This is a genomic window from Photorhabdus caribbeanensis, from assembly GCF_018448885.1.
Taxonomy (GTDB): domain Bacteria; phylum Pseudomonadota; class Gammaproteobacteria; order Enterobacterales; family Enterobacteriaceae; genus Photorhabdus; species Photorhabdus caribbeanensis.
Genome location: NZ_RCWB01000036.1, coordinates 30,243 through 56,537, shown reverse-complemented (window position 1 = coordinate 56,537; position 26,295 = coordinate 30,243). Strand labels below are relative to the sequence as shown.

Below are 26,295 nucleotides of genomic sequence, written 5' to 3'. Positions count from 1 at the left end.
GGTTGAGATTTACCACGCCGGAGGGGTTGCCGCTGACCTGGGTACTGCGGACCGAAGTCGGGAAAGGGCCGCTGGCATTATTGAAACTGCGGGGGTTTAGATTGCCGAAAACGATTTTTGTGGAGAATACGGGAAATAGCCTTGCTGAATCGGGGATAAATAACAAAGACTGAGGAACAGAATAATCGCTTATTTGAGGGTATAAACCGGGAATGATAAACGGCGTGATATTGCCGGTTATCTCCAGAATATTTAGCTGAGTTTGGTCATTTATCTGATGGTCAATATGTTATAAGCATATCATCATGATATTCCTATTTATGTTTAATGCTTTGTGATGAGGCAGGGTAATCGCTGTCCTGAATCAACGGGAGGCTATTATCGATGAGATTATTTTAAATAATGAAATCTATTCTCATTCGCATAATATAACTGAGAATTATTCTTTTTTACGTGTCGGTAACGTATTGATGATTAATGAATCTGAGTCATGGTAAGGATGGGGTAATGCCGGTGTTGTATATTTGATATTAATTAACGCATTGAAAATAAAGTAAAAATATATTCTATTGTTAGGGCTGTGAGAAATGTAAATATCTGTATGGTGAGCCGCTATCATATTATTTAAATCAGTGCGATCTTTTTATCTAAACAAATGACATTCTGTTTAGGTTTGGTTTAGATATAATGAATTTTGCCGTTTTCATTAAACATTTTGTGCTATTTGATAAAAAAAGACTTGATTTTAATATGCACCCGCATGGAGGATATTAATTATTCAGTAACTGTCTGTGTAGTTAATGGATCTATTAATTTGAACGCATGTTCCAGGCTATATGATTATTCTTCTCCCGGTTAACTGCTGAATAAGGAAATACCGGCATCTATTGACTGTTCCCCCGAATTAACTGGGGATGAAAACCGATAATGTATTCGGTTAGGGTTTTAATCACGTCACCGATATTGGTGGCATTACCCATTCAATAATAGAGGAGTCATGGGTATGGCAATCCCTGCGTATTTATGGTTGAAAGATGACGGCGGCGCCGACATTAAAGGCTCGGTGGATGTACACAACCGGGAGGGCAGTATCGAGGTGGTGGCGCTGGAACATGCGCTACATATCCCGACGGATAACAATACTGGCAAGTTGACGGGCACCCGTGTGCATGCGCCGCTGGTGTTCACTAAAGAGGTCGATGCGTCTAGTCCGTATCTGTATAAAGCAGTGACGTCTGGTCAGACCCTGAAATCGGCGGAATTCAAGTGGTACCAAATTGATGATGCCGGTCAGGAGAAGGTCTATTTCATCACTCATCTGAACAATGTGAAGGTGGTGAAAGTGGCGCCGTTGATGCATGACATCAAAGATCCGACCAAAGAGAAGCACAACCATCTGGAACGTGTCGAGCTTCGTTACGAAAAAATCACCTGGACGTACAAAGACGGCAACATCATTCACTCTGATGCATGGAATGAGCGCAATCAGGCGTAATGGGTTGACGGGCTGGCGGTTGTGCCAGCCACTTTGAATCTAACAGGCGCCGGTATGATTGCGGTGCCTGTCTTCCCTCGGAAGAACAGGAGATTTTGTGATGAATCAATCGTTATGTTGGATGTGTGAGTCTACCGGACCGGCACTGCTGCCGGTGCGCTATACCGTGGTGCCCGATAATGTTTCGGAAACCTTGCCGGTGTGGGCGGAAACGCCAGAACCTTCTGCGCCGGGTTATCATTATGCGCTGCGTGCCTTACGGCAAGGGTTTTTGTATGTCTATTATACTAATGCCGGATTAGGTGAGCCGGAGAGCTGGGATACCTGGAGCGTCAGCGAGGATGGTGCATTATGGCAAAATCTGAGTGCGCCTTTTGGTGTCTTACCCCAGAAAACCTCAGATTGTCATGCGCCGACTCATCAGAGCGCTAATGTGGAATTTATCGTACTCCAGGATATGGCCTTGTATACGGAAACTTGGCTGGCTTTCTCTCCCTCAATGTGGAGCAAGGAGATCATTGAGTATTATCACAACAACCGCGAAGCACGGGAAAGGCGGATGCAGTGCGTGAAACCGTGGCAGTGGCGCGGGGTGCCGGAAGGGGTGGGGATTGCTCAGGCGACGATAGAGAACCTGAATGGGGTAATCGATTACTGTCTGGGCGACAATGATTCCGGCAAATATGTTCTGCCTTGTAACCGGAAAGTGTCGCGTATCAGCCGGACATTGGAAGAGGCACCCTACTACGAAGTTTATCACGGTGCGCTGAGACCGAAGAGCACCTTGTATCCGTGGAGTAGCAAGCGAGCGGGATGTGCGGACATTACGGTCAGAGCGATGCAAAAGCGCGGGCGGGCTGCGGATGGCACGCCGGTATCGCCGGTGTTAATAGCGTTGCATGATCCGATAGGGATGGCGCATGAATTAGCGGGCTGGAGTGATGATATCGCCGGGGCGCATAAAACCTTTCTGGATGAATTGTCGATCGAATTTATGACCGACAGTTCATTGAATGGTGTGGAAAATCAACTGTATAAATTGAAAGCCGCGGATGTGCAAGGGCAGGTTGATAAAGCGCTTGAAGTCACTAAGCAGGAGGAGTTCAAGGCTTTTTCCGATCAGCAGAAGGCTAAGCTCAAAGAGTATGTTACTCGTGACATGGCGGAAGCGGGTAAGAAAGGTGTTGCCCGTGATTGGAAGAAATATACTGCGGAGCTGAATCTGGCTAAACGACAGGCATTTAACCAATGTTATGCCGATTTTTGTGCCGATGTGGCGAAAGAGCTGGAGCAACTGGCCCAGCTTAGGGTGAGTTGGCTGAAACAGAGTGGGTTTATCACCTGTTGTCAGGATTTTCATACCACCCGACTGGAGGACAATCTCAATTATCGTGAGGCAGTGGATTATGCCATCGCTTCGCTTAACGTGACCGAAACCGGTTGTGCCTATTTAGATGCTTTAATTGACGAATATTCTGCGTTGCCACCGGAAAATATTGTCTGGCGCTCGTTATTGCTGAATAACCCGGAAGTGATGAAAGAGATGGACGGGTTTTTACAGAAGATGAAGCTGAATAAGGATAACCATCAACCGGCGGCACCCTCTGATTTTATGAAAGTGGTGTCAGATCTGAGTGGGAAACTGATTGAAGCCTACGATAAAGCGAATGAAGCGCTGGAAAAGCCGCCAAAATCCAACAGTACTTTTGCTCGTGCCATGCTGCATTGTGACCGGCGACTGGTCACGCTGGGGGATCGGTTCTTGAATTTTACTCGCTTGGGAAAAGTGCTGGACAGCATGAATGAAATGCTGAGTAAAGCGCTGTTATCGGTGATTTCAGGTGTGCCGCTTGATCAGATGGTTGAACTGTCAGTATCACAACTTAAGGACGGTAATGCGTTTCGGCAGCAGGTGTTGGAGCAGCTTAAGAAGCCGGGTTCTGAGGAGCGGTTGGAAAAAAGTAATAAATATCAGTCTGATTTTAAAAAATTTGCAGACAGCGCTGAAGGAGAGCCAGTATTAAAAAAATCCCGGATTAAATGGTTAGTTTTAGCTTCTAATGTCTTGGAGTTTTCTAATCAGCTACAAGAGAGTAAAGGGGATGTTAAGGGCCACGCCCAAGTGACCTCAGCGTTTTTAAGTACACTGAGTACAGCGATGGAGATTGTGGAACCGATAGTTAAACACGGAATAAAGGATTTGGTTGCTACCGATACTATTAAGTTTATTGGAGCGAATGCGGGAACGCTCTCTTCTGCATTAAATCTGGGAGTAGATATCAGTGACCTTTTTTCTGAATATCATGGCAGAGGGCGCTGGCAGTTTATTGGCCTTTACGGTCTTAAAAGTGCTTATGATTTTATGCAATTAGTAAAGGCATTAAATGGTTTATTAGAAGTTTTAATTGATAGAGCATTACTTTCTTCTAAAAATTTATTTGTTGAGGGGGTAGCAAAGCTTTTAGCGTGGGAAACTCTTGCTTGGTTGTGCACTTGGGAGGCGATGCTGTTAATTTTTGTGGTTGAAGCGTTAGTGACCTATTTTTCTGATAATGATTTACAAAAATGGTGCAGAAGTTGTGTTTTTGGTTTGGAGCCAGCGAAAAATTTGCAATCCACGCAATGGATTTACCCTGAATCACAGAAAGATAAGTTGTGTGAACAACAACGTAACAGTTTTGCTAATGCAATTAAGGACGGCATATGAGTACCTATCGTTCTTATAAAGAGGCTATTGATTTTGATGAAATAAAAAGTCAGAGAAGTAGTCTTGATACATGGATAGAGGTGAAGCAAGAAAGAATTCAACGTCGTCCTGAAGATGGAGAAGAGGTAGAAAAAGCCATTGCGGAGATTCAAGCCAAAATCCCCGAACTGGATGCAATATTAGCAAAAAAGCCGCCGCCACCGGAATTACCGCCGGGTAAGCCGTTAATTAAAGTGAGCGGCGTATTGGAAGAGTTCGAAACCCTGTGTGTGATTGGTTATTTTACCGATCGTGAATATGATCCGGTTGCCTTTGCCCGTCAGGAAGAACTGGAGTTGTATGGCGGGCTATTAATGTCGTTGGCGGGAAATACTTCGGGGTCTAATGCGTCAACTAATGTTCGGAAGCGTGATGTCTGTGATTTTGTGCGGGGGAAAATCAATGGTATCCCATTCCACGGCTGGTTAGGGTTTACTGTAGCCAAAGTGGGTGATTATGTTGAATTAGCGGTAACAGAGAAAGAAGGGCATTATGTGGTTTATGCCATTGCCCATCCCGGATTAAGGATTGTTTCTATGACGCCGCGTTGTAAGCAGGGGATTCATTCAAATGCCAAATATCAGATACGCGCTACTTGGTATTTTGCTTTACTGCTATTTTTTATATTTATGATACCGAGCCTTTTTGATGAACAAAACGGAGAAGATATTCTTGGTTATATAAAATGTATCGCTTCACTCTGTGGTTTGATGGCAATTGTCCTTTCACCGTTAATCTATTTTTCCTGTATGAGAAAACCTAAACCGACATTTAGGCTGGCTGAGGAGATTTTCACGGCATTGGGTTTTCCTAATCCTACGGAAATTAATCTTGAGAAATTCACAAAAAAGAGGTTGAAGGAGATCAAGGTTAATTCCCCGGACGGGCAATCAGGTAAAGAGAGTGAAAGAGTTTTACCCGATAAAGATTGTTTTATAAGTTATTATTACTATTACTGATTCAAGTAATTAAAAATAGGAATCAACTGTATGAAGAACAACGTAAAAGTTTTGCTAACGCAATTAAGGATATCTCATGAGTACCTATCGTCCTTATAAAGAGGCTATTGATTTTGATGAAATCAAAAGGCAGAGAAAGGGCATTGATATTGATATTAGTGTAAACCGAAAACATGCCATCAATTTTCCCGATAGCAAAAAAAGAGCGGAACAGGAAATAATGAATCTTCAAGCTAAAATCCCTGAGCTAGATGCGATATTAGCAAAAGAGCCGCCACCACCGGAATTGCCGCCGGGTAAGCCGTTAATCAAAGTGAGTGGTGTATTGGAAGAGTTCGAGGCCCTGTGTGTGATTGGTTATTTTACCGATCGTGAATATGGTCCAGCCGCCTTTGCCTGTCAGAATGAACGGAAATTGTATCGGGGAGTTGGGGTGTCAATAGCAGGAAATGCCTCGGGTACTGATTCACAAACCACCGTTAGGGTAAGTGATGTCTGTGATTTTGTGCGGGGAAAAATCAATGGCGTTCCCTTCCACGGCTGGCTGGGGTTTACTTCCGCAAAAGTGGGGGATTATGTTGAATTAGCGGTAATCGAGCAAGAGGGGCATTATATGGTTTATGCGATTGCCCATCCCGAATTAAGAGTGGTTTCTATGACGCCACGTTGTAAACAGGGTATTCATTCAAATGCTAAATATAATATACGTGTCGTCTGGTATGGTTCTTTGGCTATTTTTCCTATATTCACGAGCGATGCGATTTTTGATGGTGGAGAGTTCATTATAAAATATGTGGTGGAATACTTTGTTGAATATATGGTGAATTGTATAAAATATATGTCTTTGTCTTTTGGTGTGATAGCCATTATCCTTTCACCATTAGTTTATTTTTATTGCATGAGGAATCCTAAACCAACACTCAGGCTGGCTGAGGAAATTTTTACTGTATTGGGGTTTCCTAATCCTACAGAAATTAATCTTGAGAAATTCACAAAAAAGAGGCTGAGGAAAATCAAAGCTAATTCCCCGGATGGAAAATTGAATGAGGGGAGTAAGAGGATTTTGCCAGATAAGAGCTGTTACTCCAGCTATTACTACTATTACTGATTCAAGTAATAAAGCAGTAGAAAACAATTAAAGAGAGCATGTATGGTGAGTTCCCAAGATTATCTATAAAGAGTTGTCGAGATATTAAGAGATTGCTTGTCTTCGGAAAATTCAGTAATGAATTATCCAATGTAAAGTTTTATCTATTTTTATGCGATTGATATGTAATTTTGTGTAAATTAAGGTTTTTTTGTGAATCAGATCTATAAAATGGTTTGGATAGGTTTGGCTATTAATGTATTAACCTATTTAGTCTTACTGATTGCTATAAAGGTAGTGGGTGCTGGTTATTTTGAATTTTCTTATAAAGAGCAATATCTTATTGCTAAATCACCAATATTCAATGCTTTGATGTTAATTATTATTTTGCTGGAGGTGGTTAATCTGTTTGTTATTCTCAAAGCGCCAAAGTATGCGAAAGTCAGTTCGTTTATTGCATCTTGTTTTTTCCCATTTGGCGCGGTTTATTTCATAGGGTGTTTATTGTCGATTCAACGAGTTGCACTATCCCCATTCTATGAATATCAATATCAGGCAGGTAATATCACTCCTGATTCCACGGTCTATTTTGTCCGGGATAGGTATTGGAAAAGGATGTGTATTTTGGGTTGCATAACGCTGGTTATGTCAATTAAGGGTGCGAGTAATATTTGTGTGATGATGACGGCTATGCATTGTCTCTCATATCGGAAAACAGAAGGTCGTTATTTCTTTGCTGAGACAGAAGGGGGTTTTCTGTTAACGCCAACCGCGTTGAGTAAAACGATTTTCTTGCCTTATGGCTGTATTAATAGGGTGGAGGAGCGTGAAGAGAGTGTGCTGCTTGCTGTTAATTTAAATAAAAAAATCAACATCGTATTTTCAAAGAAATTTGTTGAAAGAGACGATCTGATAAAAGTCATCAAGCGGCTTTCACAGGCTGCATGGAATAATCCGAACGATAATATTATCACGTTCTAAACGTGAAAAATTTATCCTTAATAATATAGGGACTGTGATGTTTAAAGGTGTTATTCGCTTGAGCAATCAGCTCAATAGCGATGGTGAAGTTATTTCTGTCTCTTTATTCACGAGCAGAATTCCAGAGGCTGACAGAGATATTCAGCGTCAAAGGAGAATATAGAGATGCTGCAACAGCTAATTGCGAGTTGTTTTGTTGGACGTGATGCCCTTGCCGAAGCTCGGCAGAACGCGGCGCGGTGGGAAAGCTGGTTGTTACCCATTAGTACCGATGCGCCTACAGGCAATGATCCGGTCTATGAAGACGATTTTCAGCATATGCGGGAAGAGGTTAACAAAATCAGTGGCATTGATACCGCCCTGATTTGTCAACTGGCGGAAAAGTTGTTGACCACCAAATGCAAAGATGTCCGCGTGGCGACCTACTATGTGTGGGCCAGGCTGCATTGCGAAGGGGAACGCGGTCTGGCAGAAGGGTTGGCGCTATTGGCCGGATTGGCGGATCGTTTTGGCGAAGCCCTGTTGCCCAGTCGGGCTGGCAGCCGTAAAGCTGCTCTGGAATGGCTGACAGGCGCAAAAATGCGGGACAGTTTATCGCGCTATCCAGAGGTAAATCGGACCGATTTTGACCACATTCTGGCGGCGTTGGTGTTACTGGAACACTCATTTTCCTCTTGGGATGAAGAATCTCGTCCAAGCTTGGTCGGGCTGGCAAGAACACTGGAGAATCGATTAGCTCAGTCCGGCGGCGTGAGTGCGGTGGTGCCGCAAACTGCCGCTCCGGTTCCGCCATCGGCGGGACAGAGCAAAGCATCAGCGCCGGGTGAGCCACCGGTATGGCGTCAGGTACAATCTGGGCGTGATCTGCTGAATCAGGCGCGGGAACTGGTGCGTTATCTGCGTGATCAGCCTCAGGGCTGGCTCTCTTCCGCCCGGCTAATACGTAGCGTCCGTTGGGATACCGTACATCAATTACCACCACAGGATGCTGATGAGCGTACCCGTCTGGTTCCTCCCCGCACTGAATATCGCGCTCAGTTAAAGCGGCTTTACCGGCAACAGAACTGGCATGAGTTATTGGAACAGGCCGAGCGTATGTTTGCGGAAGGGGTGAATCATTTTTGGCTGGATTTGCAATGGTATCTCTGTCAGGCATTAAGCCGATTGGGCTGCCCTTACGAAGGTTGGGCGGACATCATGAAACACGATCTGAGGATACTGCTTGAGCGGCTGCCGGGGCTGGAGAGTATGGCCTATAACGATGGGACGCCCTTTGCTGATGAGGTGACAACCAGTTGGATAGCCCAACAGGTTTATGACAATCAGGCTGATTGGCAGTTTGAGCATTTGCCGGTGCAACCTCGACACGATGATGACGTTTTGGCGCTGGAAGCGGAAGCGCTGCAACTGGCGGACAGCGAGGGCATTGATGCGGCGTTGCGCTGGTTGGGGCAATTGCCCGGCATTAATGGGGCGCGTCACCGTTGGTTGCAGCGTTTGCTGATGGCGCGGGTGGCTGAGCAATACGGCAAAAATGAAATGGCGTTGCATTTGTTGACTGAACTTGACGCCGATGAGCAATTCAATCTTGGCGAATGGGAGCCGGAACTGATGTTTGAGGTGAAAGCGTGTCTGCTTAAGTTGCTGCGTATGAAAGCTCAACGCAGTGAGCATGATAAGGCGAGGATGGCGCAACGGATGGAGGCTCTGCTGGCTGGATTGGTGGCGATTGATCCGGTCAGAGCTTCGGTGCTTTGCGGTTGATTGACTCTCTTCTCAGGCGGAGGCGCAACTGTAGATCTTCTCAACGTGTTTTATTTTTCGTTTTATAACAACCATTAAGAGTGATGATATGGATGATTTAATTCTCCGCTATTACGAGGCGGAAATGCACTATCTGCGTGAAGCTGGCAAAGAGTTTGCGCAGGCGCACCCGGATCGGGCAGCCATGCTGAATCTGAGCGACGATCGGGATCTTGATCCTTATGTAGAGCGATTGCTTGAAGGCTTCGCTTTCTTGATGGGTCGGATGCGTCAGAAACTTGATGATGATTTACCGGAACTGACGGAAGGGCTGGTGAGTTTGCTGTGGCCGCACTATCTGCGGACTATTCCTTCACTCTCTATTGTTGAATTGGCGCCTGATTATCAGACTTTGCCAAGCAGTGAAGTGATCGCCAAAGGGTTTGAGGTGATATCTCAGCCCGTAGGACCAAGCCAGACCCGCTGCTATTACCGGACTACCCGCGATGTGCAGATTACACCGCTGCATATCACCTCTGCGACGTTGCAAAATGAAGCCGACGGCCGTTCAGTAATTCGTTTGCGTTTTGACTGCGGTCAGTTGACGGAGTGGGATAAGGTGGATTTGGCGCGGCTGCCTCTGTATCTCAAAGCGGGCCGTCCGGTGAGTTCTGCCTTACATCTGGCGTTGACCCGGCAGACTCAACACATTTACGCGCGCTTACCCGGTAAGGAAGAGCGTTTTCGTCTTGAGAATGGCTCTTTCTCGCCAATGGGATTCGACAATGACGATGTTCTGTGGCCGAAACAGGAGAGCGCATTCAGTGGCTATCAGTTGTTACTGGAATATTTCACGTTCCGTGAAAAATTTATGTTTGTGGCGCTCAATGGCTTGGATTCGTTAGAGATTCCTGGCGGTACGCCTTGGTTTGAGTTGGATATCGTACTCAGTGAACTGTGGCCCTATGAATTGAAGTTTTCAGCGGAAAATATTCGGTTGCATTGTGTGCCGGTAATCAATTTGTTCCGTGTTGAAGCTGATCCGATGCACATTTCGCGGCTGCAAAATGAGTATCTACTGCGTCCGATGCGCATTCAGGATGGTCATACCGAAATCTATTCGGTGGATGAAGTCTCCTCTTCCCGCCGAGGTGACGCTCAGCGTTTTGTTCCGTTTAGCAGCTTTCGTCATCGGGGTGGCATCATGCGTAGTTCCGCACCGGAGCGTTATTTCCATACTCGTGTATGCCGAAGTCCTTCGGGTTTGCACGATACCTGGCTGATCCTCGGCGGGGAATCGTTTGAAACTGACCCAGAGCTTGATGATGAAACTCTTTCATTGCGTATCACCGGAACCAACGGCCAGTTACCTCGTCAGGCATTACGTAATACCCAACTTGAACAGACACTACACTCCGCCGCGGGCACGCTGCGCGTAAGGAACCTCTGTTCACCAACATTGCCCTGTTATCCCCCGGCGAATGACCGTTTCCACTGGCGGATATTGAGTCATCTCGGTTCTAACTTTCTTAGCATGATGGATAACCCAGAGGTGCTGCGCGGCACGTTAGGGCTTTATAACTGGACAAATGATGAGATGAACTGCCGCTGTCTGGACGCCATTGTTGGGGTGAGACACGCTTTGATCGAACGTTTTGAAAAGGGCTTCCTACTCCGGGGCGTTGATATTGAGATTACCCTGAACAGCAATGGCTTTTCCGGCGAAGGCGATATTTTCCTGTTCGGTGAACTGCTTAACCGTTTCTTCTCGCTGTATACCGATATTCATCTGTTTAACCAATTGACACTGGTCCTTCAACCTTCTGGGAGATGTTTGCGATGGCAAGAAAATCACAATCAACGTATTCCCGGTTGATGCGGCAACTGGCGCCGAATATTTACGATTTTAACTTTTATCGCTTCTGTCAATTGCTGGAGAGTATGCGGGATGGGCGTCCGCCGTTGGGCAGTACGATGTCCCCCGGTGATGATCCGATCCGTTTCCGGCCTGATCCTGGTATGGGTTTTCCTGCCGGTGAACTGAAAAATGTGGAGTGGGATGAGCAACAGCCGGAGTTGCCGCCGACAGTACGCACCACGTTTCTCGGCTTGTATGGGGTGGATTCGCCACTACCGACGGCTTATCTGAATGATATCGTTCAGCAGAGTGAAGGTTATGAAGGCGTAGCAGACTTTCTGGATATTTTTAACCATCGAATGATGACCCAGTATTACCGTATCTGGCGTAAATATTCCTATCCCGCGACTTATGAACCGAGTGGTCAAGATCAAACATCGCAATGCCTGCTTGGGCTGATTGGTTTGGGGATCGCCGGCAGCCAGCAACATATTGCTACGCCGGCTTCTCGCTTTCTGGCGCTGCTCAGTATCATGCGATTGCCAACCCGGATAGCAGAAGGGGTGATGGCGCTGGTCAAGCTGTTGGCTCCTCGCACGCAGGTACAGGTAGTTCCTCATGATCGCAGGCGAGTACGGTTGACTCAACCGGTTCGCTTAAGTCGTCACCATCCGGTTCGACTTTCTCAACGTCCAATACTGAGCAAAGTCGGGACGGATGTTAACAGCCAAATGATGCTGGATCTCTATACCGAAGATATCGATGAAGCTCAAGGGTGGCTGCCGCAGGGGGAACTGCATACCGACCTGTTGGTGTTGCTGCGTGTTTATCTGGGCTGGCGTTGTAGCGTGCGATTACAGCTCACCTTACCCAAATGGGTATTACCGTCAGCACAGTTAGGGAAACAGCGTGTTCGGTTAGGTCGTACAGGTGTATTGGGATTGAAACCGGGATCATCAACGGTTTCTGGCATGGTGAAAATTAATTTGGGGCACTATCAAGGGCTCTTACCGAGTTATCAATATAGAGAGGCCGAGAATGGCAGCTATCAATTTTAAATCAGCCATGATGGGCGGCATCGTCTGTCTGATGGCGCAAGGGTTAGTTGGATGTGGTCTGACACAGACCGTAACTGACGGCACGGTAGCCGTTACGCAATCCATTTTTCATAAACAGGTGAAAACGCTGCATTTGGATTTCAGTGCACGCAGCGCCCTTAACACCACCGACGCGCAAACTCCGTTGAGCACGGTGGTACGTGTTTATCAGCTTAAGGACAATAAAGCATTTGAGCGTGCCAGTTATACGGAACTGTTGAAAGGCGACAGCGAGGCGCTTAAGGCGGATTGGCTGGCGCAGCGGGATATCAGAGTGGCGCCGAAGGGGAGTGTGTCACTGGATATGCCGATGGAGAAAGCGGCACGGTTTGTGGGGATTGTGGGGCTGTTTCACACACCGGATGCCGCCAATAGTGGTTGGCGGTTGGTGATCAGGCGTGACGAATTGGATGCTGAGAAACCGCGCACGATCGAGTTGGGTAGCGGCACCCTGACATTGAATGGAATGAAGGGGTGATCAATGAAACATCTAAGACCTTCGCTTTACGAAATGTTGATGTTTAACTTTAACGGTGGGCTGGATCTCAATCAGATCGATGAACGAAATCAAGTGATTTTATCCGTGATGGATAATATGCAACGTATCCTGAGCAGTCGAGCAGGTTCGATTGCTCACTTACCGGATTATGGCCTGCCTGATTTCAACGTCATTTTGCAAGGGCTGCCCGCGTCGTCACAGAGTCTGATTGCCACAATCGAACACACGTTGTTGACCTATGAGCCGCGTTTGAAACGAATCTATATCACGTTACTGCCGCAAATTGAGCCGGGGCATCTGCGTTATGACATCAACGCTGAGCTGAAAGACATAGGATTAGTGCGTTTTAGTACGGAATTTGTACCGGAAGGGAAGGTATTAATCCGCCATTTACGTCAACAAGGCCATATCGATTAACCCTCTGTTTCATCAGGTTGGCTTGCTGAAATAGCCTGCTAAGGATAACTGTTATGACTACAATATCATCCGGTAACACGATACATACCGGGGATGACCCACGCGCACTGCCGGAATTCAGCGCGCTGAAAGAAGAAATCGGTAAATTGAACCATCCAGCTCGACCTGATGTTGATTGGGCCAGAGTTGAACAACTTTGTCTGGCGTTGTTTCGATTAAATGGCGTAGAGCTACAAAGTGCCGCCTGGTACACATTGGCCCGCGCTCAACGCGCCGGATTAGCCGGTATTGATGAAGGATTAGCATTGATTGATGGATTAGTGAGCCATCAATGGGCGCAGTTCTGGCCTCAACCAACGCATGCGCGGATTGAAATTTTCGCCTGGCTGGCTGCACGCTTACAGCAGGTATTGCGTACTTGCATCTTCTCTTATATTGACTTGCCGCTCATTTACCGGGCGGAAAAGGTGCTTGAGCAACTGTGCGAAATGCTTCAACGTCTGGAGCTGAAACATGTCAGTAAACTTGACAGTTTGCGTGTACAGCTTCACAACAGCGCCCGGCGATTAGAGTGTCTGGAGCAGGAAAAGGGCGCGGTAGCAGTATCTCTTGCCTCGGCGCAACCTGTTGAGGGCAAGGCTATTTTACTGCCCGAAGAACCCTCTTCGCCGCAACTGATCTACGTGGTACAGGAGACAATCTCATCGGTGCAACCGCAAGTCAAAGTCGCTCAGGTTGTGCCTGCTTCGCGCTGGAAAGCTTGGCACGGTTTTGTGGCGGGAGTTGCATTTTGTGCGTTGGTTGTGACGGGCGGTTGGCTGGTGGACAGGATACGGCAACCGTCCCCGTTGGTTGAGGCTTTGCTGGCGACGGCCTACCCGTTACCGCAGACACTGCTGCCTGCACAACTTGCCGAATTACACCGATCGGATAATGCGGCGCTACTGAGCCGGTTACAGGATAAAACGTTGGATGCGAGTCGTGTGCAGCTGACAAATTTAACCACTTTGCCAGCTTTTTGGCCTTTGAGTTATGGTTCTCAGCTATTACAACAGCTACGTACATTGTGGCCGGCCAGTCAGGCAGTACAGGATATGCAAAATCAGTGGTTACACCAGCGTGAGGCGGCGGCATTACCGATGCAGGCATTGGAAAATTACCATCTAGCCCAATTACGCCTGCAACATCTGACAGACCGACTTGACGCATTGGATGAGAAACGCGGTCGTTATCTCACCGGTTCTGAATTGAAGTCTATGGTGTTTAGCATTCGGCAGCCGTTGGCGAATACTCCGCCATTAGAGGAGTTGCTGCGTCAACTGGCGGAACAAAAAAAGAGTGGCACTGTATCGCTGGCATTACTGATGCAAATTAACACCCGTTTTAATCAATTGCTGAATCGCTATTATTTGTTGCTGAAAGTAGGAGGGTAACTTTGTGGAAAGTCAGAAATTAACAAAATCGGGTTAACATGCTGCTCATGAAGGAGAGGGGATGTTTTATCTATTTTTATCCGATGCGCCGTAAAACCCCGTTCTTCACAGCCGGTCTGGTCTACGTTACCGCTTTTCCTAACCGAAGTATTATGAGCCGCTACCTTGGTGAAATTGTATGGGAGAGTGAGGTGTGGGTTGCAGATGCGCCGTCCCATCTTATTCACTTTAACGGGGTGCGTTTCCTTGGCCCTTACGAATGAGTGTACCGTGTTTGGATAGATATTGCATTTATATCAAATTTGATATAATTTGTCGGCTTTGGCACTGATTAAGGTAGAGATGATGGAATTTATAGTAACGAAAAACCCTTATGTTTCATCCAGCAATAATCCTAACGAAGCAAATGATAAACATATTCGCGCTCAATTAATGGTGATCATCCGTAAGATGATTCAGGAGCGCGGTTTAAGTCAGGTAAAAGCGGCGGAGCTTTTGGGAACGACTCAAGCGAGAATTAGCGAGATCATTAATGGAAAGCTGGAAAACCACACTATTGATAAATTATTCAATATGCTAAATCGGCTCGGTTGGAATTTCGAATTTAGTTATCACGACGGTATGGTGACTGTTGCGGTAGATAAAATAATAAAAGTCGCGTAAATATAATAAATATCCGGTAAGATTTATTATTAATAAGAGAATTATTTGTTATAAAATTAAGATCTAAACTATTCCGATAGATAATATTGAGAAATTATGATCTTTATATTTAATTCCTTTTAATAACGTTGCTGAAATATATTTATTGATATATTTAATATAACAAAAAGTTATATTTTATAGAGATCAGTCGTGCATTAAATTGTCACATAATCCAGCCGGTGATTAATTTTGTTATATCGCCGGTTTTGACATGCTGATGGTAAGAGTACGTGCTTGGAATATATCTTTCATCAATCTGTGCCAACAATGGGATTAATTGGTAACATAAGCCTGTTTAAGGGATAGGTAATAAAAGCTTTCAGGGTTTCCTATATTGCACTTTGTCCCATCTATCAATTATTATTTCATGATAAAATAACCCAGCGGTTAATTCATAACATCTTATTTTCTAATCTTTTTTTAAATTCGGTGGTTATTTCTGAGTATTTATTTGCCTCTCTGTTCGTAAGAAAAATGAATTTGTATAGTGACATGATAAAGTGTTTTGGTATTATAAGTTATTGTAAATGTAACACCGATATATTATTATTCTTTACGTGAAAAGGTTAATATTTTTCGTAAATGCTGACAAAAACTGTCACTAGTTTGTGAATAATGCTTGTTAGGGGTAATCGAGTTTTTTCGTGAATAGCAATAATATAAATAACGATAGGAATAGTTCAGATGAAATATGCCGTTATTACTGGTGCGACAGGAGATATTGGTTTCGCAATTACAGAAAGGTTAGCTGAAGATGGCTTTGAACCAATATTATTATCGCGTACTCCTGAGCGTCTTGATAGTGCAATTGGTAAGTTACGCAATAAATATGGTAGTCAATTTGCAAAGAAAATAGTTTGTGATGTCTCTAATCATGAAGATGTTAAAAAAGCGTTTGATCAACTGGATCTTGAAGATAATAAGCTGACAGTACTTGTGAATTGTGCTGGCATTGCTGGTGGCGGTATTACTGCTGAAATAAGCCCACGAACTTGGCAAAATGTCATAAACGTTAATTTAAATGGCATTTATTTTGTTATACATGAAGTTTTGAAAAGAAAATTAATGTTATCCGGCGGCAGAATTATCAATATTGCCTCCACCGGCGGGAAACAAGGTGTTATTCATGGTGCGCCTTATTCGGCTTCTAAGCATGGTGTGGTTGGCCTGACTAAATCCTTGGGGCTTGAATTAGCGCGTAATGGTTCAGGTGTGACGGTTAACGCAGTGTGTCCTGGGTTTGTTGAGAGTGAGATGGCGGAGCGTGTTAGAGAACATTACGCCAAAATTTGGGGTACTGATGTCGCTGAGGCGAAAAGAAGAGTCGAAGAGCGTGTTCCTATCGGAAGATATGTTGAACCTAATGAAGTGGCTGAAATGGTTGCTTATCTTGCATCTCCTCTCGCCGGGGCTGTAACCGCTCAAGCACTTAATGTGTGTGGTGGATTAGGTAATTACTAATTATGGACGGCATTTCTTTATCATCTGATTTTTTTGATCTTTGGATTATTAAAATCGACGATATTGATTTAGCTTCTATTGAACAGTTAATTCACCATTCTGATATAGTTCGCCATAACCAAATTTGTTTAGCGAATAGAAGAAAAAGATTTATATTTCGACGGGCTGCATTGCGTTATGTTTTAAGTCAATATTTATCTGATTATGAAATCATAACGAATGATAACGGAAAACCTTATATATCCACGGAGCAAGACTTCAAATATTATTTTTCACTGAGTGCGTCAGGAAACTATTGTGCCATCGGTTTTAGCTCAAGGGAAATAGGTGTTGATATTGAAGTCACTCCTTCTAAGATAAAACTTTCAGAAATTATTGAATGTTTTATTAAGGATAAGGAGCTGGAATATATGCAAGATGTAATGTTAAAACAACGATTGGGAGATAACCACGGATTTCAGAATTATTATCATTTAATGTTATTATGCTATTGGGTTAGATTTGAAGCATATATTAAATTATTTGCTTCGACTTTACATGAGAAATTATTAGCTAATAATCCTGATTCTGTTAAAGATATGAAAGAGTTAGAGTCGAGCACATTATTGATTCATCATCAGAAATTTGTTTGTGCCTTATCTCAAAAGAAAGTAATTGCTACACCGAATATCAATGAAATAAACTATTCCGAAATTATAAGGAACAAAGATGAGTAATATTATTGACTTAAGTGTTCCTATAGATTGTGATTTCTGGGAGCCTGAGAAAGTAACTAGGGGAATCGTTGATCATAAAGAGGGCGCCAATAAATTAGGTGAAAGTTATTTGTATTTTCATACCAATTCATGGTGGAAAAGAGCCTTTGTAAAACGGTTCAAACGCAAAAAGTGGATCATTGATCACAATGATTTTCCTGATGGTATGGGATTATCACTGATGTATTATCACTTGACCACACATACCGGAACGCATATTGATGCTCCTTATCACTATGGGTGGCATGAAGGGCAAGAGCAGCCAGCAACAATTACTGATATCCCTTTGGATTGGTTTTATAATCATGGTGTATTACTTGATTTTAGTCATGATAATCAATCAATTGATAAACAGGCGGTAGAAAACCAATTAAAGAAAATTAATTATAAAATAAAAGAAAATGATATTGTCCTTATCAATACTGGAGCTGATAAACTGCTAGGAGCAAAATCCTATTTTACTCACTATAGAGCGATTGAAAGTAGTGCTGTTCAATGGTTAGTAGAGCAAGGGGTAAAGATTATTGGGACCGATGCATTTAGCTTTGATCGACCATTCATCGAGATGATTAACGACTATAAAAAAACTGGGAATAAAGATTGCTTATGGCCATCTCATTTTATCGGGCGGGATCACCCTTATTTACAGATAGAACGGCTTTGTAATTTAACCAGTATTCCTAAACCTTATGGATTTAAAGTGTGCTGTTTTCCAATAAAATTAGAGAAAGCAGATGCTTCATGGAGTCGAGTAGTCGCAATATTATAATAATAATAATATATAACTATATGGTAAGACGGGGTAAATATGAGCAGAAAAACGACTTCAAGATCATACAATTAAATCTAATATCCAATATGCCTTAGCATGCCTTAGATATTTAGAAAAAGGTGCTTAAGGTATGAATTGTATGTTGCATGATTTACTTGTATCGAATCCACAAAGATACAGCTCAGTATAAACTAATGATTAGAGGTAGAATAGATACGCCGATTTAATCGGAAATTCCAGTGAGCAAGGTGATATATACCCTATGGATTTCAAGATGGATTGCGACGGCAAGGGAGTGAATCCCCGGGAGCATAGATAACTATGTTACCAGGGTGAGCGAGTGCAGCCAACAAAAAGGCAACTTGAAATATGATAGGTATATAGGCTAGCAAAAGATATCTTATCTTTGCTATGTTGTTTGGCTATATTGTTTTGGCTATATTGTTTTGGCTATATTGCTTTGGCTATATTGCTTTGGCTATATTGCTTTGGCTATATTGCTTTGGATATATTGTACTGTGAGCGGATATATCAGCTCTATAATAATAAATTTGTCATCTCCTTTCTGGATGATTTTTAAGAATAAATTGAGGTATTAAGAAAAAGCTTAATTATTCTATCCATATGCAGATCGAAGGGAGTTAACTTAGTTTGGTTTAACCTGAAATATTCATATTGTTCTTGCAGTTTAACTAGATGAAAAATCAGTGAAATAACCAAATGAGTATTCAAATGGAATTATGGTTTGGTGCTTGTTTTCAAGAATTTTGGTTAGGAGATAAAAATCAAACATATATATGGCAAATGTAAATTTAAAAATAAATAAAGTAGTTTAATATCACTACTTTAAAATAATGATTTTCTTAAATGAAAATGGGTAGCTTTTATCTTAATAAAACTTACCTGAACAAATGTTTATTCTATTTCTATCGAGATAATTATTGTGATAATAAATAACAGAAATGAATCTCAACCGCGTAGAGTTGTGGTGACAGGGCTAGGTGTTGTTGCACCGACAGGTGTTGGCATTAATGAATTTTGGAACAATATTCATAACGGTAAATCGGGAGTGAGTGAATATGAGTGGGGCAGAGAAAAATTTGGTTTTAAAAGCGGAGCAATAGGAAAAGTTTACGGTAACGAAAGCAATAACAAAGAGTTTGTTCTGAAAAGTGAGCGTAAATATCTCCAGTTTGCGTTAGATGCCGCTGAGATGGCGATGCAAGATGCAAATTTAAAACCTTCAGACATTGATGGTCGGCGTTTTGGCGTGGCGATAGCAACAGCGATTGCCGATGCTGCGGGCATGGAAGAGTGTTTACTCAGAATCACCAATGGCGGCAAAGAGAATATTCACCCTGATTTAATTAAATCAGAAGATTATGACAGCTTCGATTTTAGCTCTGCGGCAACCTCTGTTGCGAAAAAATATGGCGCATCGATGTCCGTCAGTAATATATCAACCGGCTGTGCGGCAGGGCTTGATGCATTAGGCATTGCGATGGAGCATATCCGTTATGGCAGAGCGGATATTATGTTGGCTGGTGCAAGTGAAGCGCCGCTTTGTCCACTCTCTATCGGCTCTTTTGAAGCTTTAGGGGCGCTCTCGTCAAGGGAGTTGGAAAATCAGCAAGCGGCGACTTGTCCTTTTTCCCTTGAGCGGGATGGGTTTGTGATTGCTGAAGGGTGTGGAATATTAATTTTAGAGTCTTATGAACACGCTAAGCAGCGTGGAGCACATATCTATGCTGAATTAGCAGGGTATGCATCCGTCAATAATGCTTATCATATGACTGACTTGCCTGCGGATGGAATGGCAATGGCGCGATGCATTGATATGGCATTGAAGGATGCCCAGGTGTCGCCATCAACGGTAAATTATATTAGTGCTCATGGTAGCTCTACGGCTCAAAATGATATTAACGAATCAAATGCGATTAAGTTTGTTTTGGGAGAAAATGCATTCGGTATTCCAATTAACTCATTAAAATCAATGACAGGTCATGCTTTAGCTGCCGCTAATGCGATCGAGTCTGTAGCATTGTGTCTGGAAATAGAAAAACAGTATGTTCACCCAACAATTAATTATCAAACGCCAGATCCTGATTGCGATTTAGATTATATTCCTAATCAAGGTTGCGCATATCCAATTAAGACCGCATTAAAATTATCAAGTGGTTTTTCTGGTATTCACAGTGTTATTGTTATGAGGGCAGTAGACAATGCGTAGAAGAGTTGTTGTTACCGGTGTTGGTGCAATACATCCAGATGGCAATGATGTCACTGCCATAAAATCAAACGTTATTCAGAAGTTATTGAGCCAAGAATCGAAAAATAATACCACCGCAAGTTCTGTAATAAGAACATTGAGTGATTTCGATGGGGCAAAATATATCAATAACCGCTTAAGACGCAAAATTGATGAATTTTCGGTTTATGGTATCGTCGCCGTTGAAATGGCATTAAAAGCGAGTAGATTGGATGTAAATAAGCTTGATCCTAATCGCGTTGGAATATATGTCGGAAACTGTTTTGGTGGATGGCAACATATTGAGGATGAAGTTAAAGCGCTCCATATTGAAGGCATAACGGGAATGGGACCTTATGTTGCCACGGCATGGTTCCCTGCGGCGCTTCAAGGGCAATTGTCACTGCTTTATGGTTTTAGTGCACAATCTAAAACGTTTTCTACCTCTGATGTGGCAGGGATGCAAGCAATAGGCTATGCAGCGGAAGCGATTTCTAATGGTGTTGCGGAAGTGATGCTATGTGGCGCGTCAGAACATCTTTCCAGCCCGTTAGTTAAAAATTTACTGGAGAAAGCGTCAAACCAGAAACACTCTGAGGTTTTTGGCGAAAAACGGCCAGGCGATTTTTCCGAAGGCGCTGCATTTCTGGTGCTGGAAGAGAGGCAACATGCTTTAGAACGTGGTGCTTCGATATTGTGTGAATTGACCGGTTTTGTTGATTATTTTGCACCGGATAAAAATACCAGAAATAACACCTTAGAATATACTGCTGAGCTATTTAACCATAATGGGAATGCTGTATTTATTATGGATGGAATATATGATGATGAAAAAGAGATAACGAGTAAGGCTTTCTCAAATAAAGAGATAAAAACATCATTTATAAATCTGAGACCCTATTTGAATAATCAATTTTCAGTCAGTGGCGTGATTGATTCAGTCCTGGCATCATCATTTTTGTCAGAAAATAACGGGGATGGAGAACAACAATCTAATAAAATAAATGAATTTTCAAATACTAACCAAATAATAATTCAGCGCCTTAGTAATCAAGGTCATGTATGTGCGTTGAGTTTTTCAACTATTTAATCTCTGAAATATTTAAGTACGCGAGGAAAAATATATGAATAATAATCCAGAAGTAAAAATAAAAACAATTTTGTCTCTTTTTCTTAACGTTAATATTGATGATTTCAATATGGATGCAAACCTTGCTGATGCCTATGATATGGATTCTACGGAATTGGCTGACTTGGCAAAAGAGATTCAAAAAGAGTTCGGTATTTCCGCGACGAAAAGTCAATTTAGCAATTGGGAAACAGGAAGAGCCGTTCTTGATTTCGTCTCATCAAGTTTAAACGATAAAAATTAATTACTAATTAAAGGGAAACAGAAATGAAACTAATCTCTATGTTGTTACATTCAGAGCATGATAACTTACATCATGATTGTATTGTCACTAAGGATTATCATTATACAAGAAAAGAGGTCATATCTTCTGTTTCCCATTTAATTGATGATTTACTTAGTCGAGGGGTCCAAAAAGATCATAAAGTTATTGTTATATTTGAACATGATGAATTAGGTGTTTTCTTTTTAGCTGCCGCCAGTGCTATGGGGTTGCATTTATTAATGCCCTATAATTTATCATCGGCAACAATCGATGAATGGATTAATTTTACCAATGAAGTGCAATACGATTTTGTTGTTTATCTCAAAAAGGATAAACATTTTGTTGGAAAATTAAAAGAAAACAACATTAATGTGATTGATATTTCAGAACATAATATTGGGGTTGGTAATGATACTGCGGAAATTCCAATGATAACTTATTCGCCGCAATCTATTGCTAACTTTATTGTTTTGTTTACCAGTGGAAGTACAGGTAAACCGAAAGCTATTAGTATTTCAGAATCGTTAGTATGTCGTAGAATTTGTTCGGTGACAGAGAAATTAAAGTTCACTCAAAATGCTAAAATATTCATGTCAGGTTTGTTAAATAATACAACTGGAGTGATTTTTTCTTTCGGTTCATTATTACATCGATCAACACTTTTTATACCCGAAGATAGAAATGTAGAGAGATGGCCTGATTACCTTTCTCGCAATGAAATCACTCATATTATGTTACGCCCAGAGTCAATGAAATTATTCGTTAAATCAACAGCGGAACGTAATATCGATCTCTCCTGTTTACAGGTTATTGCTTATGGGGCTGCGGCTATGCCCCCTAGCGTACTTGAGAAAGGGCGCCAATTAATTGGCTGTGAATGGATGCAGGGATATGGGTTAAGTGAAACTTATGGTCCTTTCTGTTGGGTAGATGAGCAAGATCATCGTGATAAAAGATATCTCAATTCAATTTATTGTGTTGGCAAAATAGACAATACATTGGAAGTGGCGGTTAAACCCATTATGGGCTCATCTGATAATATCGGAGAAATTATATTAAGAGGCGACAGTATCATGGAGGGATATTATGATGTCCTTTCTGGAGAAATAACGCCCCCTGATGAGTGGTTTGCCACCGGTGATCTCGGTTATATAGATGAAGAAGGGTATTTAATTTTAAAAGGACGTAAGCAAAATACGTTTATGAGTGCTAACGGACATAGAATTTATCCTGAAGAAGTTGAATCTATTTTATCCCGAATACCCAATGTGAATGTGGCTACGGTTGTTGGTTTTTCTTTTCATGAAAATGGCGTTGCTATTGATCAGCCGGTTGCCTGCATGAGTGGCGAGATATCGAAGAAATCATTACCTGAAATTGAAGATATTATTTCATCATTTTTAAGTAGTAAATTAAGTCGGGAAAAATGGCCGGACTGGTTCTATGTTACTGACGAATACTTTCCAAAAAGCCATAATGATAAGATATTGAAAGCAGAGTTAATTAAGTCAATCGATCCTAAAAAACTATTTACATTGAGGAATCAATAATGAATTATGTAGAATCACATTCAATTATTTGTAATGCTCAGATAGAAGATGTATATGAAATTATTATTAATTCTGATAAATGGCCAGGAATATTTGAACCTTGTCAGGAAGTAAAAACTCTCTTTAGGGATAAAGAGGGAGAAAAAATAGAAGTTAAAGCCTTAGTTAACGGTATATTAATGCAATGGGAATCAAATCGTAAATTTTATCCAGAAACATACAGTATAAAATCAAAACTGAATCCCCCAATGACATTAGTTAAAGAGATGGAAACGTCATGGCGAGTGATTAAAATTAATTCTCAACAATGTGTGCTGCTATTAGAACATTTGTATGATCTTGAGTCTGAAATAACTGGATTAATTGATGGTGTTGAAACAATAGAGCAGGCACACCAATTTATCAGTAAAGCTATTGATACTAATTCAGTTAAAGAGCTAAATAATATAAAAAATATCGTCGAATCAGCGGAGGGATCGGAAAAAGCATTAGCAGGACATCGTACTCATTCGGTTATATGTGAGGCGCCAGCACAGCAGGTCTATACATTGGTTAAAGATGTCTCTTGTTGGACAGATATTTTTTCATTCTGTGATGGTGCAGAAGTTTTAGAGAGAGCAGGTAATGAAGAATTGGTTGAAATAAAAGCAAAACAAAATAATAAAGCAGTAAGTTGGCAAACGAAGCGCTATTATTTTGATGCTATTTACCGGGTTGATTATGTTATGCCTACACCGATGCCATTATTAAAAGCGATGAATGGCAGGTGGCAAGTCATTCCTATTAATGATCAACGCTGTATTCTAACGGTACAAAGGAACTGGGTTTTATTAGATGATGTCAGTGGTATCGTTGATGGTGTTGATAATCATGACCAGGCTAATTCTTTTATTCTCTCATTTATCAATGATAATACTCGAATGGAGATAGATAGTATAAAGAGCCAGGTAGAAAGTCATAAAAAATCAAATTTATTAATATTCACTGCGGGATATTATATTCCTCACCAGATTGATGATGTTTATAAGATATTTTTAAATATCGATGACTGGAGTAAGATATTACCGCATTGTGATTCAGTGAAAGTCATTTACAATGATAATAAACATCAAGAATTTAATATGGAAGTATCAACACCAAATGGAAATGAGACTTTCCGTAGTATACGATTCTGTGATGCGGATAATTTATTGATTGAATATTTCCAACCAGAGCCTCCTTTAGTATTAAAGTCTCATAGTGGCTCATGGCAAATATTGAGTAAAGGATGTGGTTCGTACATTGTTTCTAGTCATGATGTTGAATTAAATCATGATTTATGTGCGGTTAAATTTGGTACGGAAGATAAAGTAAAACAACGAGAGATAGTAAAAAATGCTATTTCAGAAAATAGCAAGAAAATGGTTTTTGCTTGCAAAGAGTGGTTAGACGCTCGTATTTAGTAACTTAAAGGAAAATAAGATGAATAATAAAAATAAACCCAATAGAATTTCGCCAGAACTTCTTGCTACTTGTGGTTATTTTATGCCAAGACTATTTTTCTTAAATTCTCAATATGCTCCCCAAGTTCATTGGGGAGATGTTGTTGCGGCATTGAGTGATTTTCAGCTGGAGAACTTAGACTTATCCTCTGAAGAATTTTGGTATGAATGGATGATTAATTGGTCAAAAGTGGGTGATAGCTATATTAGTATCGCTAACTCGGCTAAAAGTGAGGTCAGCCATGTTCGTGCTTTGAGGAGTGCCGCTGCCTGTTATCATTGGGCAGAATTTATGTATTTTAGTGATAGGAGCAGAAAGATACAGCTCAGAGAGTATATTCGTTCATGTTTTTTATCTAGTATAAAATATAGTGACTTATTAGTTGAACATCAATATATTGTTGTTGATAGATTTCATATGCCGTTTTTCCTTATATTCCCTAAAGGGTATAAAGAAGAAGAGAATCATTCTTTACCTTGTGTTATTTTATCCAATGGATTGGATTCAATGACTGAAGTTGAAATATTATCTTTGGCCGAGTTTTTCTTAATGAAGAATATGGCGGTAGCTATATTTGATGGACCAGGACAGGGAATAAATCTTGGAAACTCGCCAATAGCCATCGATATGGAGTTATATGTTGAATCTATAGTTAAATTGTTAGAGGATGATGCCAGAATTAATAGTGATCTCCTCTGTTTCTTAGGAATTAGTTTTGGTGGTTATTTTGCGTTACGAGTTGCGCAAAAAATTGGCGATAAATTTTGCTGTATCGTCAATTTATCCGGTGGACCTGAAATAGCCGAGTTTGATAAGTTGCCTAGAAGGCTTAAAGAAGATTTCCAGTTTGCATTTATGCAAGATAATAGTTGTATGCAGTCTATTTTTGATGAAATTAAATTGGATGTCTCTTTACCTTGTAAAACCAAGGTTTTTACTGTTCATGGTGAATTAGATGATATATTTCCGATCGATAAAGTGAAAAAGTTAGATCAGTTATGGGGCGATAATCATAAGTTATTGTGTTATGAATCAGAGGCTCATGTTTGTTTAAATAAAATAAACGAGTATATGATACAAGTTTCAGATTGGGTTAGTGAACAATTTTGGCTTAATGGCTATAAAAAAGGCTAATTTATTTTATATTAACCGCCTATTCCATTAGATCTCATTATTGTGAACTATTATTTTGTAAGTTAATAGTGAATACAGATAACGTGCCGGAGTCGCTGCATATATAGTGTACCCAATGGATTTCAAGATGCATCGCGATGGCAAGAGAGCGAATCCCCGGGCGCATAGAGAACTATGTTACCGGGGTGAGTGAGTGCAGCCAACAAAGAGGTAACTTGAAAGATAACGGGTATAGGTGAGAATGAGTTGTATTTCTCCTCTATTAACATACGCTTAGAGGTTAGCGCTTTTGTTTGGATATTGTCTTGGTTCGCTCTTTTTATAAAGAATGGTAAATGAAATAGTTTAATGGGATGGGCGTTAAATAGGGTTAAGTCATAAATATTAGGCTGAGAGTAGTTGTTTTTATGGGATTATAAAATTTACACAGATTCATCAGATTACCAGGATTATTATCATTAGCGGAAAAAATAATTATC

The 26,295-nt window shown here is 41.7% G+C and carries 22 protein-coding genes; all 22 read left to right on the top strand.

The window, feature by feature from the left end; genetic code table 11:
* Positions 1–1,003: 1,003 nt before the first annotated feature.
* The 22 genes from EAE90_RS19400 to EAE90_RS19295 all read left to right on the top strand — a co-directional run bounded on the left by EAE90_RS19400 (position 1,004) and on the right by EAE90_RS19295 (position 25,816).
* Entirely contained in the window at positions 1,004–1,495 is a 492-nt protein-coding gene (locus EAE90_RS19400) for an Hcp family type VI secretion system effector (RefSeq protein WP_049584517.1), read from the top strand.
* A gap of 100 nt (positions 1,496–1,595) precedes the next feature.
* Positions 1,596–4,202: a T6SS effector BTH_I2691 family protein gene (locus EAE90_RS19395; RefSeq protein ID WP_214054875.1), complete on the top strand. Its 2,607-nt coding sequence runs from the start codon at positions 1,596–1,598 to the stop codon at positions 4,200–4,202.
* Positions 4,199–5,200: a putative type VI secretion system effector gene (locus tag EAE90_RS19390; RefSeq protein ID WP_214054874.1), complete on the top strand. Its 1,002-nt coding sequence runs from the start codon at positions 4,199–4,201 to the stop codon at positions 5,198–5,200. Before EAE90_RS19395 ends, EAE90_RS19390 begins: the two co-directional genes overlap by 4 nt.
* A 76-nt stretch (positions 5,201–5,276) precedes the next feature.
* A complete protein-coding gene (locus EAE90_RS19385; protein ID WP_214054873.1) occupies positions 5,277–6,308 on the top strand; it encodes a putative type VI secretion system effector in 1,032 nt (343 codons plus the stop codon).
* Positions 6,309–6,500: 192 nt separating this feature from the next.
* The gene (locus EAE90_RS19380) at positions 6,501–7,268 is read left to right on the top strand and encodes a hypothetical protein (protein WP_339921751.1); all 768 of its coding nucleotides are present in this window, start codon (positions 6,501–6,503) and stop codon (positions 7,266–7,268) included.
* A 165-nt stretch (positions 7,269–7,433) separates the two neighbouring features.
* Positions 7,434–9,032, top strand: a complete 1,599-nt coding sequence (gene tssA / locus EAE90_RS19375) for a type VI secretion system protein TssA (protein ID WP_214054872.1) — start codon at positions 7,434–7,436, stop codon at positions 9,030–9,032.
* An 88-nt stretch (positions 9,033–9,120) separates the two neighbouring features.
* Positions 9,121–10,887, top strand: coding sequence for a type VI secretion system baseplate subunit TssF (tssF, locus tag EAE90_RS19370; protein WP_214054871.1), 1,767 nt, complete (start codon positions 9,121–9,123; stop codon positions 10,885–10,887).
* Positions 10,851–11,927, top strand: coding sequence for a type VI secretion system baseplate subunit TssG (gene tssG / locus EAE90_RS19365; RefSeq protein ID WP_214054870.1), 1,077 nt, complete (start codon positions 10,851–10,853; stop codon positions 11,925–11,927). Before tssF ends, tssG begins: the two co-directional genes overlap by 37 nt.
* The gene (tssJ, locus tag EAE90_RS19360; protein WP_214054869.1) at positions 11,908–12,444 is read left to right on the top strand and encodes a type VI secretion system lipoprotein TssJ; all 537 of its coding nucleotides are present in this window, start codon (positions 11,908–11,910) and stop codon (positions 12,442–12,444) included. The genes tssG and tssJ overlap by 20 nt, the downstream gene beginning before the upstream one ends.
* A 3-nt stretch (positions 12,445–12,447) precedes the next feature.
* Positions 12,448–12,882 carry a type VI secretion system baseplate subunit TssE gene (tssE, locus tag EAE90_RS19355; RefSeq protein WP_214054868.1) on the top strand — a complete coding sequence of 145 codons (435 nt, stop codon included), beginning with the start codon at positions 12,448–12,450 and terminating at the stop codon, positions 12,880–12,882.
* Between the two features lie 53 nt (positions 12,883–12,935).
* Positions 12,936–14,315: a VasL domain-containing protein gene (locus EAE90_RS19350; RefSeq protein WP_214054867.1), complete on the top strand. Its 1,380-nt coding sequence runs from the start codon at positions 12,936–12,938 to the stop codon at positions 14,313–14,315.
* Between the two features lie 38 nt (positions 14,316–14,353).
* Positions 14,354–14,578: a BsuBI/PstI family type II restriction endonuclease gene (locus EAE90_RS19345; protein WP_246550975.1), complete on the top strand. Its 225-nt coding sequence runs from the start codon at positions 14,354–14,356 to the stop codon at positions 14,576–14,578.
* Positions 14,579–14,657: 79 nt separating this feature from the next.
* Positions 14,658–14,978, top strand: a complete 321-nt coding sequence (locus EAE90_RS19340) for a helix-turn-helix domain-containing protein (RefSeq protein ID WP_214054866.1) — start codon at positions 14,658–14,660, stop codon at positions 14,976–14,978.
* Positions 14,979–15,704: 726 nt separating this feature from the next.
* Entirely contained in the window at positions 15,705–16,481 is a 777-nt protein-coding gene (locus tag EAE90_RS19335; protein ID WP_214054865.1) for an SDR family oxidoreductase, read from the top strand.
* 2 nt (positions 16,482–16,483) lie between these two features.
* A complete protein-coding gene (locus EAE90_RS19330; protein ID WP_214054864.1) occupies positions 16,484–17,197 on the top strand; it encodes a 4'-phosphopantetheinyl transferase family protein in 714 nt (237 codons plus the stop codon).
* Complete coding sequence (locus tag EAE90_RS19325) at positions 17,190–18,005, top strand: cyclase family protein (RefSeq protein WP_214054863.1); 816 nt, start codon at positions 17,190–17,192, stop codon at positions 18,003–18,005. The genes EAE90_RS19330 and EAE90_RS19325 overlap by 8 nt, the downstream gene beginning before the upstream one ends.
* Before the next feature lie 946 nt (positions 18,006–18,951).
* The gene (locus tag EAE90_RS24320) at positions 18,952–20,238 is read left to right on the top strand and encodes a beta-ketoacyl-[acyl-carrier-protein] synthase family protein (protein ID WP_214054862.1); all 1,287 of its coding nucleotides are present in this window, start codon (positions 18,952–18,954) and stop codon (positions 20,236–20,238) included.
* Positions 20,231–21,346: a beta-ketoacyl synthase N-terminal-like domain-containing protein gene (locus EAE90_RS19315; RefSeq protein WP_214054861.1), complete on the top strand. Its 1,116-nt coding sequence runs from the start codon at positions 20,231–20,233 to the stop codon at positions 21,344–21,346. The genes EAE90_RS24320 and EAE90_RS19315 overlap by 8 nt, the downstream gene beginning before the upstream one ends.
* Before the next feature lie 34 nt (positions 21,347–21,380).
* Positions 21,381–21,629 carry an acyl carrier protein gene (locus tag EAE90_RS19310; RefSeq protein ID WP_214054860.1) on the top strand — a complete coding sequence of 83 codons (249 nt, stop codon included), beginning with the start codon at positions 21,381–21,383 and terminating at the stop codon, positions 21,627–21,629.
* A gap of 23 nt (positions 21,630–21,652) precedes the next feature.
* On the top strand, positions 21,653–23,200 hold the full coding sequence (locus tag EAE90_RS19305; RefSeq protein ID WP_214054859.1) for a class I adenylate-forming enzyme family protein: 1,548 nt from the start codon (positions 21,653–21,655) through the stop codon (positions 23,198–23,200).
* Positions 23,200–24,642, top strand: coding sequence for an SRPBCC family protein (locus EAE90_RS19300; protein WP_214054857.1), 1,443 nt, complete (start codon positions 23,200–23,202; stop codon positions 24,640–24,642). The genes EAE90_RS19305 and EAE90_RS19300 overlap by 1 nt, the downstream gene beginning before the upstream one ends.
* 19 nt (positions 24,643–24,661) lie before the next feature.
* Complete coding sequence (locus EAE90_RS19295) at positions 24,662–25,816, top strand: alpha/beta hydrolase family protein (RefSeq protein WP_214054856.1); 1,155 nt, start codon at positions 24,662–24,664, stop codon at positions 25,814–25,816.
* Positions 25,817–26,295: the final 479 nt, after the last annotated feature.